This is a genomic window from Mesorhizobium sp. WSM4822 (assembly GCF_055811155.1).
In genome coordinates, this window is the sequence record NZ_JBVVQM010000015.1 from 134,101 (window position 1) to 146,759 (window position 12,659).

Annotated in this window: 11 protein-coding genes; 10 read left to right on the plus strand and 1 reads right to left on the minus strand. The window is 60.7% G+C overall.

What is annotated here, in order from left to right; all coding sequences use genetic code 11:
- Window positions 1-28: 28 nt before the first annotated feature.
- From AC0L3E_RS28945 to AC0L3E_RS28970, 6 genes are all read left to right on the plus strand, one after another.
- Window positions 29-430 (plus strand): FixH family protein, encoded by a 402-nt coding sequence (locus AC0L3E_RS28945; protein WP_473606216.1) that lies wholly within the window; start codon window positions 29-31, stop codon window positions 428-430.
- Complete coding sequence (locus AC0L3E_RS28950; RefSeq protein WP_473606217.1) at window positions 427-1,896, plus strand: efflux RND transporter periplasmic adaptor subunit; 1,470 nt, start codon at window positions 427-429, stop codon at window positions 1,894-1,896. Before AC0L3E_RS28945 ends, AC0L3E_RS28950 begins: the two co-directional genes overlap by 4 nt.
- Window positions 1,893-5,060 carry an efflux RND transporter permease subunit gene (locus AC0L3E_RS28955; RefSeq protein ID WP_473606218.1) on the plus strand — a complete coding sequence of 1,056 codons (3,168 nt, stop codon included), beginning with the start codon at window positions 1,893-1,895 and terminating at the stop codon, window positions 5,058-5,060. Before AC0L3E_RS28950 ends, AC0L3E_RS28955 begins: the two co-directional genes overlap by 4 nt.
- A 614-nt stretch (window positions 5,061-5,674) precedes the next feature.
- The gene (locus AC0L3E_RS28960) at window positions 5,675-6,400 is read left to right on the plus strand and encodes a TerD family protein (protein WP_473606219.1); all 726 of its coding nucleotides are present in this window, start codon (window positions 5,675-5,677) and stop codon (window positions 6,398-6,400) included.
- 41 nt (window positions 6,401-6,441) lie between these two features.
- The gene (locus AC0L3E_RS28965) at window positions 6,442-7,188 is read left to right on the plus strand and encodes a VWA domain-containing protein (protein WP_473606220.1); all 747 of its coding nucleotides are present in this window, start codon (window positions 6,442-6,444) and stop codon (window positions 7,186-7,188) included.
- 66 nt (window positions 7,189-7,254) lie between these two features.
- Window positions 7,255-7,551, plus strand: coding sequence for a PRC-barrel domain containing protein (locus AC0L3E_RS28970; protein WP_473606221.1), 297 nt, complete (start codon window positions 7,255-7,257; stop codon window positions 7,549-7,551).
- A gap of 154 nt (window positions 7,552-7,705) precedes the next feature.
- Here AC0L3E_RS28970 and AC0L3E_RS28975 read toward each other — a convergent pair whose 3' ends face one another.
- Window positions 7,706-7,879 (minus strand): hypothetical protein, encoded by a 174-nt coding sequence (locus AC0L3E_RS28975; protein ID WP_473606222.1) that lies wholly within the window; start codon window positions 7,877-7,879, stop codon window positions 7,706-7,708.
- Between the two features lie 411 nt (window positions 7,880-8,290).
- On the opposite strand from AC0L3E_RS28975, the gene AC0L3E_RS28980 reads away from it, so the two are divergent.
- The 4 genes from AC0L3E_RS28980 to AC0L3E_RS28995 all read left to right on the plus strand — a co-directional run bounded on the left by AC0L3E_RS28980 (window position 8,291) and on the right by AC0L3E_RS28995 (window position 12,438).
- On the plus strand, window positions 8,291-9,262 hold the full coding sequence (locus AC0L3E_RS28980; protein ID WP_473606223.1) for a cytochrome c oxidase assembly protein: 972 nt from the start codon (window positions 8,291-8,293) through the stop codon (window positions 9,260-9,262).
- 269 nt (window positions 9,263-9,531) lie between these two features.
- Complete coding sequence (locus AC0L3E_RS28985) at window positions 9,532-9,753, plus strand: hypothetical protein (RefSeq protein ID WP_473606224.1); 222 nt, start codon at window positions 9,532-9,534, stop codon at window positions 9,751-9,753.
- Window positions 9,754-10,043: 290 nt separating this feature from the next.
- Window positions 10,044-10,970 carry a YihY/virulence factor BrkB family protein gene (locus AC0L3E_RS28990; RefSeq protein ID WP_473606225.1) on the plus strand — a complete coding sequence of 309 codons (927 nt, stop codon included), beginning with the start codon at window positions 10,044-10,046 and terminating at the stop codon, window positions 10,968-10,970.
- A 136-nt stretch (window positions 10,971-11,106) separates the two neighbouring features.
- On the plus strand, window positions 11,107-12,438 hold the full coding sequence (locus tag AC0L3E_RS28995) for an NRAMP family divalent metal transporter (RefSeq protein ID WP_473606226.1): 1,332 nt from the start codon (window positions 11,107-11,109) through the stop codon (window positions 12,436-12,438).
- Window positions 12,439-12,659: the final 221 nt, after the last annotated feature.

A 12,659-nucleotide genomic window follows, 5' to 3' on the forward strand; every position in this document is an offset into this window, starting at 1 on the left:
CGGCCCGATCAGATTCAAGGAATCACACATGACGACGCATACCAGACTGAATGCCCTGGCGCTTGCCGCGCTGGGCTCCTTCCTCGCTGTGGCTCCGGCCTTTGCCGGCGCGGCGGACTACGAGTTCCAGCTCGTTGATACCCAAATCAAGCAGGGCGCCGGCGCTGTTGTCGCTGTGCGCCTGGTCGATAAACGCTCGGGCAAGCCCGTGCCAGACGCCGTCATTTTTACGACGCGCATGGACATGGCGCCCGATGGCATGGAGATGATGGCCACCACCATCGAGCCCGCCACGTCCGAAGAGCCTGGCGTCTACCGGTTTAGGACGAACCTCAGCATGGCCGGGGGCTGGCGTTTGTCGCTCGCCGCCAAGGTTCAGGGTGAAGCCGAGACCGTTCAGAGCCAACTGGTCCTCAAGGCCGTCCAATGAGTCGAACATCGGCTTTCTTCGTCCTCGCCGTGATTGCGGCGGGGACGGGGGCGGGCGGCTACTGGGCCGGGCAGCAAAGCCTTGGTGCGGGATCAGTGCCGCCGATCGTTCGAGCTTTTGCGGCGCTAGTGACGGGCCAGGACCAGCAGGCGTCGGCAGACCTTCCACGCGGCGCGGTGATTTACTATCGCGACCCGGACGGCAAGGCGTCCTACTCGGCGGTGCCAAAAACAACTTCGGACGGGCGTGCATACCGTGCGGTCCGCGCCAGTGAAGAAGTGAGTTTCGCAGCGGCTCCTGTCGGCACAGCCGAAACCAGCGCAGCGCCACCGCCGACGGCATCGGCATCTGCCGGTACTGAAACCGGCGGACGTAAAATTCTCTACTACCGCAACCCGATGGGACTGCCGGATACCTCCATCGCGCCGAAGAAGGATTCGATGGGCATGGACTACATCCCGGTCCTCGAAGGCGAGGCGGACGACGGCTCCACCGTCAAGGTCTCCACCGGCAAGCTCCAACGCACCGGCGTCAAAACGGTGCTCGCCGTCATGGGCAACGTGGTGCGACCGGTGCACGTACCGGGAACGGTGCTCCTGGACGAGCGGCGCATCAGCGTCATTTCGACCAGGACCGATGCATTCATCGAGAATGTTGCCGAGGTAACCACTGGCGAAGCTGTGGCCGAAGGCAAGCCGCTGGTGGGGATTTACGCCCGCGAGATCACCAGTGCCGGGGCGGAATATGCGGTCAATGTCAAGGACGGCGCCGCTGCCGCCGCCGGGGCTGTGCAGCGCCTCAAGAACCTGGGCGTGCCGGCCGCGACGATCGACTATATCAAGCAGACCGGCAAGGTGCCGTTGACCGTCACGCTCACCGCCCCGCGGAGCGGGGTTATCCTCGAGCGGATGGCGGTCAATGGCATGATGGCTTCGGCCGGCCAGACCCTGTTCCGCATCGCCGACGTGTCAAACCTGTGGGTGATGGCCGACGTACCGGAGTTCGACCTGAGCGCCATCCGCGTTGGCGCCGTGGCCACCATCCGGATCCGCAGCCTCCCGGGCCGCGAGTTCACCGGCCAGGTCGACCTGATCTATCCGGAAATCGCCATGCAAACGCGCACCGCGCGCGTACGCATTCAATTGCCCAACCCTGACCGGGTGTTGCTCGCCAATATGTACGCCGATGTCGATATCGCCACCGGCACCGGCGACGCGGTGGTGACGGTGCCTGATAGCGCCGTGATCGACACCGGTGACCGGCAGGTGGTGATCGTCGACAAGGGCGACGGCAAATTTGAGCCGCGCAATGTCAAAATCGGCATGCGCGGTGACGGGATGGCCGAAATCCGGGACGGCATCGCCGCAGGGGACCGCGTGGTGGTCTCGGCAAATTTCCTCATCGATGCTGAGAGCAATCTCAAGGCTGCGCTATCCGGCCTGACCCCGGCAGAGGTCAAGCCATGATCGCCAAGCTGATCGCCTGGTCTGCACGCAACCTGCTGCTTGTGTTCTTCGCTGCGGCGTTTGCCGTCGGGGGAGGCGTCTATGCGCTCAAGACGCTGCCGCTGGACGCAATCCCCGATCTCTCGGACGTGCAGGTCATCGTGTTTACGGATTATCCCGGCCAGGCGCCGCAGGTGGTCGAGGACCAGGTCACTTATCCCCTGACCACCGCGATGCTCACCGTGCCGAAATCCAAGGTGGTCCGGGGGTTCTCGTTTTTCGGCGTCTCTTTTGTCTATGTGATCTTCCAGGACGGCACCGATCCTTATTGGGCGCGCAGCCGAGTGCTCGAATACCTGAATGCGGCCGCAGGCCGCCTGCCGGCGGGGGTCGTGCCGACACTGGGTCCCGATGCGACCGGTGTCGGCTGGGTCTACCAATATGCGGTGGTCGCCAAGAACATGTCGCTGGCCGAGCTGCGCTCGCTGCAGGACTGGGTTGTGCGCTTCGGCGTTTCCCGCGCCGAAGGCGTCTCGGAAGTCGCCAGCGTCGGCGGGTTCGTCAAGCAATATTCCATCGTGGTCGATCCCGCGCGCCTGCGCGCCCTGGGCGTAAGCCTCGCCGAGGTCGGGGTCGCTGTACGCAGCAGCAATATGGACACCGGCGGCCGCAGCGTTGAGATCTCGGAATTCGAGTTCATGGTGCGCAGTCGTGGCTACCTGAAAAGCATCGGCGACATCGAGAACATCGTGCTGAAAACAGAGGGCGGCGTTCCGCTCAGGCTCGGTGACGTCGCACATGTGGAGATCGTGCCGGACGAGCGGCGCGGTATTGCCGAGCTGAATGGCGACGGAGAAGTGGCCAGCGGCATTGTCCTGCAGCGGGTCGGCGCAAACGCGCTCAGCGTCATCGACAATGCCAAGCAAAGCCTTGCCGACGTCCAGAAAAGCCTGCCCGGCGGCGCCGAGATCATCCCGGTGTATGACCGCTCCAAGCTGATCGACTCCGCTATCGAGACCCTCAAATCCACGCTCTTTGAGGAGAGCCTCGTCGTCGCCCTGGTGACGATCCTGTTCCTGCTGCACGTGCGCAGCGCCCTGGTGGCCATCATCATGCTGCCGGTCGGCATTCTCATGGCGTTCGGTGCCATGAAACTGCTCGGCCTCGGCTCCAACATCATGAGCCTGGGCGGCATCGCAATCGCAATAGGCGCCATGATTGACGCAGCGATCGTCATGATCGAGAACGCGCACAAGCATCTGGAACGAGCGCCGCTCGGCAAGCCCCGGATCGAGATCCTGATCGAGGCGGCGAGCGAGGTCGGCCCGGCGCTGTTTTTCAGCCTGCTGATCATCACCGTCTCGTTCCTGCCGATCTTCACGCTGGAAAGCCAGGAAGGGCGGATGTTCGGCCCGCTCGCCTTCACCAAGACGTTTTCGATGGCGGCGGCTGCACTGCTCTCGGTGACTCTGGTGCCGGCGCTGATGGTGGTGTTCGTGCGGGGCCGTATCATCCCGGAGCACAAGAATCCGCTCAACCGGGTGCTGATTGCGATCTATCGGCCGGTGATTTCCGGGGTCCTGCGCGCCAAGACCCTGACCATCCTGCTTGCGCTGATTGCACTGGTGGTCACGGTTTGGCCGGCACGCCAGCTGGGCAGCGAGTTCATGCCGGCGCTGGACGAGGGCACGCTCATGTACATGCCGACGACCCTGCCGGGGATTTCGATCACCAAGGCCGGCGAACTGCTGCAGATGCAGGACCGCATCATCAAGTCGTTCCCGGAGGTCGAGAGCGTGTTCGGCAAGTCCGGCCGGGCCCAGACCGCGACCGATCCGGCGCCGACCGAGATGTTCGAGACGATCATCAACCTCAAGCCCAAATCACAATGGCGGCCGGGGGTCACCGCCGACAGCCTCAAGACCGAGATGGACGCCGCGTTGCAGTTTCCGGGCGTCTCCAACGCGTGGACCATGCCGATCCGCGCCCGCATAGACATGCTGGCCACCGGCATCCGCACGCCCGTGGGCGTTAAGGTTTATGGCACCGACCTTGCCGAAATCGAGAAGGTTGCTCGCCAGATCGAGGGCGTTCTGAAAACCGTACCTGGAACGTCAAGCGCGTACGCCGAGCGCGTCATTGGCGGCTACTATCTCGACATCGTCCCGGATCGAGAGGCGCTCGGCCGCTACGGCCTGTCAATTGGCGACGTCCAGGATGTGATCGCCATGGCGCTGGGCTCGGAGGTTATCACATCGACGGTCGAGGGCCGCGAACGCTACGGGGTTGCGATCCGCTACCCGCGCGCCTTGCGCAGCGACCCGCAGTCTATTGCGCGAGAGGTGCAGATTGCACTCCCTGGCGGTGGCGCCGTACCCCTGGGCGAGGTCGCCAAGGTGGAACTCACCCGGGGCGCCACCTCCATTCGCACCGAGAACGGGCAGCTGGCTGTCTATATCTTCGTTGACATCACCGGCCGCGACCTCGGCGGCTATGTTGCTGCGGCGCAGGCCGCCGTGGCGAAGGGGATCACCTTGCCGGCGGGCTATTCGGTGGCGTGGAGCGGCCAGTTCGAATACCTCGAGCGCGCAGTAGAACGCCTGAAGATCGTCGTTCCCATGACCCTGGCGGTGATCTTCCTGCTGCTGTTCCTCAACTTCCGCCGCCTGACCGAAACGCTGATCGTGATGCTGTCACTGCCGTTCGCTCTGGTCGGCGGCGTTTGGCTGATGTGGTGGCTCGGGTTCAACACCTCGGTGGCTGTGGCAGTCGGGTTCATCGCGCTGGCCGGAGTGGCCGCGGAAACCGGGGTGATCATGCTGATCTACCTTGACCACGCGCTGGCCGAAGCGAAAGCGAATGCGGTTGCGGCGGGCAGGGTCTTGACGCGGGCCGACCTGCATGCGGCGATCATGGTTGGTGCGGTCGAGCGGGTGCGCCCCAAAATGATGACGGTGGTGGCGATCATGGCGGGCCTGCTGCCGATCCTGTGGAGCACCGGCACCGGTTCCGAGGTCATGCAGCGTATCGCCGTGCCGATGATTGGCGGCATGATCTCGTCAACCTTGTTGACGCTGGTGGTGATCCCGGCGGTCTACGGTCTGGTGAAAGGGTGGCGGTTGCCGCGCGCCAGCGCGCCTGAGGTGTTTGAGCAGATAGAGGGGTTGCCGCTTGCTGCTGAGTGATCACGACGCGGAGAACCTCTTGGCTTCTCCGCGTCCGAGAGAACGATGTCATACACCCCTGCTTAGTTTGGATGTCATTGGATTAGCGGACAAGAGGCCACGGATCCGCTCTGAACCTTACCGCCTTCTTTGTGCTCGTAGGCATCGCCATTCTGGCCGCGCTTGCTGGGCGAAAAGACAGCGCATTGAAGATTTTTATCTGCCGCTTGCTTAGTGGATTGCCGGACTTGCGTTCGTCAACGGTCAACTCACTTAGTCCGACAGACCCAGCAGGGAGGAGGAGAGGGCGCTGCTTGCCATCTGCGGCTACGCTGCGTGGCCCAAGCCCGATATCTTTTAGAGATCGAGCTCCCATCTGCGGCTCGAAAGCAGACACTGTCCGCAGAGTTGGAAAGGTGGCTGCTAGTGAGCGGCTATTCGCACAATATACTATCGCATGCAGTTTCCGTAAGGCAAATACCTAAGAAGCCGTTTTGCGATTGCTGGACAGATGTCGGTGGTCTTCACACGTCGGTTCTCACTGGCATCGGGGCAGCGCAAGCCTTGCCCCGCTCTTGTACTGGACATAGGGTTGACTAACGACAGAACGCTGTCCGGCTGCGAGGAGCATTGCGATGAAAATTCCAACCGACGGGGCATCGAACGACCTGCTTACCGGATGGCCGCCGAACAAAGCTGCAGTCCTGACACTCACCCTGGAAAAGCCCGGTACCGCGTCCCCCAAGCTCAGCTTGTCCCTGAACAAGGGCGCGCGCTTCACGGTCAAGGTCGAGTGGCAGTGCGATGCTGACCACGCCGATGACGTCGACGTCCATGCGCTCGAGGCACGACGGGTCGGCACGCAGGTGAAAGTCACCGAGCTGACCAGCGTGCTGTCGACCTACAACACGACGCGCATGAACCCCAAGGGAGGCGCGCTGCCATCGCAACCGGATGGCTCATTCGAGACGCCCGGCGGTGGTCTTCGCCACAGCGGAGACAAGCGCGTCCAAAACAACTTCGAGACGATAGTCATTGACGGCTCAAAGCTGCCGCAAGGCGTGACCGACATCCCCATTTTTGTCACGGTGCACGAGGCTGACCATGGCAGCGGGCACGAAGGTGGCAGCGAGGATGAAGATGAGGAAGAAGCCGCGTTCGGCGATATCGACGTATGCACCATCACCCTGTCCGATCAGGACGGGCGCGAATTGGGCGCGTACCGCCTGTCAGACGAGTTCAGGGAGTTCAACGTGGTGCAGCTGGGTAGCGTGGCCCTTGGTCCGGACGGCTGGGAATACGTCGCGGCCGGGCGCGGGTTCAATGGCACATTCAACGACGTGCTGGCGCAGTTCTCCTAGTCGCTTTAACACACCTCGAGCAATCAACCGGGACCGTCACCATGTCGCTGCAACTCAATCTCAACAAATCCGCCGAAACCCTTCGTCTCTCCCTGGACAAGGCGGGTATCGCCTCAGGTATCAAGGCCGAGCTCATTTTCGACATGGATGTTTCCGGGTCGTTTGAGCACGAGCATGAGGAAGGCACGACTAGCAAGTTGATCGCGCGCCTGGTCCCTTACGGCATGGTTCTTGACCCGGACGGCCGGATGGATGTGTTCACCTTCAGTCATGGTGAGCGCAGCGTCCATCATGTCGGCACAGTCACGCCTGACGACTGTGAGGACTACATCGTCCGCAACGTCATCGATAAAGTCCCCGGTTGGAAGGGTGGCACATCCTACAGCTACGCGCTCGAGCGTAACCTGCAGCATTTCGGGTGGCTGCCGAGTCCGCCGACCGGCGGATTTTTCAGCCGCTTTTTCGGCCTGGGCAGAGAGGCTCCTACCGTCGACAAGAAGCGCTCCATCGTGATTTTCGTCACGGATGGTGAGAACGAAGAGGCCGACGAGGAACGCACCATCCGCGTTCTGGAAGCATCGGAACAGCGCGGCGACCAAGTCTATTTCCTGTTCATGGGTGCCTGCGAACACAGCGTGGATTTCAAGTTCCTGAAACATATCGCAAGACGCTTCAAAAACACGGGCGTAGTGATCGTGCGGGATCTCGACTCCTTCGTCGAACTGTCAGACGAGGAGTTGAATGCGCAGTTGCTCGGGCCGGAGCTGATCGAATGGCTCCGTTCCTGAGGGCCTGGCTCCAGGAACTAAGCACCGCAGGTGGGAGTTATGGTGTGATCACCAAGGAGAACTCCCATGGACCACACGAACCACGTTCGCCTCACCTCTGCGGAACTGACTCCTGACGTTCTCGAGGGGGCCACCATCTATGGCCCTGATGACAGCGACATCGGTACTGTCAACCATGTTCACGGCTCGGGCGCGGGCGCGCGAGTTATCATCGATGTCGGCGGCTTTCTCGGCATTGGCGCCAAGCCGGTCGCGGTGGCCGCGAGTGAGCTCGATTTCATGCGGGATGAGGACGGTGACGCTCACGCGTCGACCAGCTGGACCAAGGATCAGCTCGACGCAATGCCTGAGCATAAGGATTGATTCGGGGTCCGCGACCACATCATCCGGTCAGCACGCCGCCCCCATGTAGGGACGAGACCCATTCGCCGAAGGCGAGGCGATGACCGATTTAGAGGCACCGCAGGAACCAAGAAGGATGTGGGGCATTGCCTTTGACTGCTTGTAGTTAAAAGCGTCAATCAAGGAAGAAACGATGCCGCAAGAAAAACCCGGACCACATCACGATCATCCTGGCCACAAGCCCGGCGATCTCGATCAGCATGGTCACCGTGACAAGGCTGGGCAAAAAGAGGTGCCCGGCAAACATCACGATCATCCCGGCCACACTCCCGGGGATCTCGATCAGCATGGGCACCGCGACAAGAGTGGCGCAGCCAAGAAGTAGCTGACTTCACAATTCGATGCGGTTTCTCCTCGGCGTCGTGGGAAGCCGCATCGTCAGCAGTGCGGGAGTGCAGTCCCGCTTAACGCCCGCTAGGGCGCAGCGGGTCTTCGCGGCGGCCGGTGAATCCTGACGTGGTGCACGGTGGATCGCCGTGGCTGACGCTGATCGGCGGGTGATCCGGTGCGTCGCTGCTGGGCAAGGAACTGGAGGCGCGTCTTAAGGGGCCCGGCCGGACAAGTCAGCAAGCAACTATCGAGACGGAGTTGGCCGGCAAGTTTTCGGCTCAACCAGTTAGTTTGACAAAAGATGAGGGTCACTGAGGGACTACCTGCAAATTCTCCGCTGACGCTGATGCCGGCGGCCGGGAACCTCGCAATGCCAAGGCCCCACCTCACATGCTTCCAGCGACTTTCAAGACAGTTTTGCCGCAGAAGTGCACAGGCTTGCGGTTTCGTGATCTCACTAGGGCTGTTTTCTCTTCCTGCACGTGCGCATGTGGACAACCCGCCTGCCGGGCCAAACGACCTTTGGACGAGCTGGAGCCTCGACCCGATCGGCCTGATAATCTTGTCGGCGGCGATAGCCTATGCTCTTGGCGTAAGGCGGCTCTGGAGGCGTGCCGGAGTTGGGCGAGGTGTAACTATCTGGCAGGTCAGCAGCTTCGCCGCCGGAATTGGCGCTTTGATCATGGCGCTGGTATCTCCTCTCGACGGGCTGGGAGAAAGCCTGTTCTCTGCCCATATGGCGCAGCATATCGTGCTCACGGCTGTCGCTCCACCATTTCTAATGCTCGGTAAACCGCTGGCGCTGATCTGGAGCCTTCCGCCGCAAGCCAGAATGACTGTCGGACGTTGGGTGCGGAACGCTCTATTGCCCAGAATTTGGCTCTGGCTGGCTCGGCCGATTTCCGCTTTTCTCATCGAGGCGGCGGTGCTGTGGGGATGGCATGCCCCAAGAGCCATTTATGCGGCTTTAGAAAGCGACGTCGTGCACGCGACCATGCATATCAGTTTTCTAGCGGGCGGAATTCTGTTTTGGAAGAGTCTTGCCCAGGCGGCAACCCGGCGCAATGGAGACTACCTCATCGCAGCTGCAGCGTCCTTCCTCACGATGCTGCACACAGGTATGTTGGGGGTGCTGCTGACTTTCGCACCGCGCTCTTATTATCCGTTCTATGATGATCGACCGCTAGCATGGGGGCTTACCCTCTTGGAGGACCAGCAACTCGCCGGTCTTTTGATGTGGGTCGTCTGCGGCATTATCTACACCGTTTTCGCCCTGCTATGCATCGGTGCGTTTCTTCACGATCTCGAAAGGCGGTCTGCCGGCAGCGCAAGCAGATCCTGACCAGACAGAGATCCAAGGCGGCGCATCGAACTCTGCCAGAGATCGCCGCGAGTCATTGCGCGCCCAGTCCGCTGACCTCGGTGCTGTGCTGGGCGGCGTTTGACTGCCTCGAACGCGATCGGGAGATCGGCGCGGCATCCTCGTTCACGCCCAATAACGACCGCGTCCTTTTCGAAAGAGCGGCGTTGTTCACAGTTGACTCTTGAATTAACGAGAGCATGATTCCGCAAAGCTACGAGGGTAGAGCCGAGCGGTTGAAGGGATGCGCCGTGACGACGTTTCAAAAAGCAACACTGATATTTGGCACTGTGCTGGCAATTTGTCTCGCCAGCACAGTATTTGTGCTGATCCTGGACCGGTTGTTCCCAGGCGCCCGATATGTGACCATCGGCGGACCCTTTATCTTTGTCGGGGCGGTGATTGTTTTCAATAAAATATGCCGCGACAGGAGGGCCGACCGAATGCGGGGCAAGGAACGAATGTTCTGGTAGAAAGGGTCAGAGCGGCGGTTGGGGATCCTCATCGCCGCTGATGGTGATCTCACAGGACGCCCGCTATTCGCGGGCAGGCCACCGGCGGTGCGCCACCGACTGTCAGCCGTTTTTTTCGCCCTTTCCAAGCCTTTCGCCGCTGGACCGGCTCGCCGGGGGACGGGAGACGTTGCCGCTTGGAACAGGACTTTTCACGTCAAACATTCTTCCCAGCAGCCCGTCGCGAGGCGGACCGTGGGAGATCGACATGATATGCGTCGGTGACTGCCAGCCCTCAGACGAGAGATGCCATGCCTGACCGTTCAGCCGAGCACAAGCGTTCCGGTATACTCAGTGATCAGCCGTCTAACCTGATCGCGGGGCAAGGTTGGGTGGCCGTATTGGCCGTGCTTCAAGAGGCCCTCCTGCGGCTATGGGATGACGAGGCGTTGCCGCTAGCGGGTAATATTGCCTTCCGGGCCGTGCTCGCGATGTTTCCGTTTCTCATTTTCGTCAGCTCACTAACGGCGTTCATAGGCGATCCGAGCCTGGCCAACCGTCTCGTGGATTTTCTGTTCGGGATTGTCCCAACTCCCCTGGTGGACACATTGATCAAAGAGGTTCGCGCCGTCTTGACCGAAAGACGGGGCGGAATGGCAAGTGTTGGAGTCCTGCTAACCATCTGGTTCGCCGTTGGTGGCGTCGACAGCGTCCGTGTAGGATTGAACCGCGCCTATGACATCAAGGAGCATCGACCGGCCTGGGCGATCTTTCTGCTTCAAGTGGTGGTGGTAATTGGCGGCGCGCTGGTCTTTGTGATCGTTGCATATCTCCTGGTGATGGGCTCCGTTGTCGGCTCCGCTGTGCATCAGCTGTTGCCGGGCCCCCAGCCCGCCTTGCTGATAGACAATATGGTGCGATTCCCATCCGCGGCGGCAATTCTAACAACTGCCTTGTTTGCGGCTCATGTCTTCCTGCCTGCACGTCGCACAAAATTCTCCAGCCTTTGGCCCGGGGTAGCCTTTACGGTCTCGGTATGGATGGGACTGGCTGGCGCGTTCTCCCTGTACCTGGCCCATTTTGCCAATTATGCGAGTTACTATGCAGGTCTGGCTGGCGTGATTGCCGCATTGTATTTCCTTTATCTGTCTGCTCTGGTTCTGATCTTCGGCGGCGAAATCAATCGGGCGATCAGGCTCAGGCGGATGGCACGTGTGTTCGCTGCCAAATCAAAGTAGCTGAACACACTCTCGAGGCCCGCTACGGCATCGTGACGTCGTCGGTTTATTGTTTGCGAATCCCCCGCCAGATATTCTGCAGATGCTCCCATGCCCGGCTGTACCGTTTGGAGCCTTTTTCACGTCACCGCGTTAGATGACTGAATTAGTAGTCATTTTTGGGGCTGGGGAGCGTCAGTTGAGTGTGAAAGCGGTGACTCCAGTCGTCGGCCCCTCAAAGCCTCGACTGCTTCGCGTCCTTGGTCCCGGGCTGATAACAGGCGCTTCTGATGACGATCCGAGCGGTATCGCCACATACTCCCAAACCGGAGCACAATTCGGATTCAGTCTCACCTGGACCATGCTGTTCAGCTACCCGCTGATGTCGGTTGTGCAGGAAATCAGCGCCCGCATCGGCCGCACCACTGGGCACGGCATCGCCGGCAACATGCGAAAATACTATCCAAACTGGCTGCTGCAGTCGGTGGTGGCCCTCTTGCTGATCGCCAACATCATCAACATCGGCGCCGATCTGGGTGCCATGGCTGACGCCCTGAAGCTTATCATTGGCGGGCCGGCGCTGCTCTACGTGGTGCTCTTCGGTGCTGTATCGGTGATGCTCCAGGTCTTCCTCAAATACAGCCGCTACGTATCAGTCCTGAAGTGGCTCACCCTGTCCCTATTCGCTTATTTCGGCACGGTCCTTTTTGTCCACGTGCCTTGGGACGAGGTGGCGAAAGGCTTGTTTATTCCAAAATTCACGCCCGAGGCTTCGTTCTGGACGGCCGTGGTGGCTGTTTTCGGCACCACGATCAGCCCTTACCTGTTCTTCTGGCAGGCCTCGCAAGAGGTCGAGGATCAGAAGTCCAAGCCCAAGCGCGAACCGTTGAAAAAGGCGCCCGAGCAGGCTCAGAACGCCATCGAACGCATCCGCCTCGACACCTATGTCGGCATGGCGTTTTCCAACATTGTTGCGCTTGCCATCATGATCACGGCCGGTGCCACGCTCCACTCCAAGGGCATCACGGACATCCAGTCTACCAGTCAGGCTGCCGAGGCCCTGCGGCCGGTCGCCGGCGTCTTCGCATTCGGCATTTTTGCCCTCGGCGTCATCGGAACAGGTCTCCTGGCCATCCCGGTCCTTGCCGGCTCAGCCGGATACGCGCTTGGAGAAGCCCGCAATTGGCCTGTCGGTCTTGAACGGAAGCCGCTTGCGGCAAAGGCATTCTACGCGACGATCGCGTTGGCGACGCTCATTGGCGCGTGCCTCAACTTTACCCCTATCAACCCCATCAAGGCTCTTTACTGGAGCGCGGTGGTCAACGGTGTTGTCTCGGTGCCGGTGATGGCGGTGATGATGCTTATGACTGCACGCAAAGACGTTATGGGCGATTTAACCGTCCCGTTGGCCATGCGTTTGGTCGGCTGGCTCGCAACTGCCGTGATGGCCGCGGCAGCGGTGTTGATGATCGTCCAGCTGTTCTGGTAGAAAATATGCAAAGGAGAGCGATATTGATGACTCAAATCTCAAAAAGCATTCCGATGAGATAACGCAGCCATGGCAGCCGGTATTGCTGCCTTGTCTATGCCGTGCCTGCTTCGGCAGAGGTGAAAGTGGAAGTTGCCCAGTCGACTTATGAATTGCGCGGCCTGAGCCGTGAAGCAATTCACGACGACTTGCGCGTCGGCAAGAAAGATGGTGACGGCGTG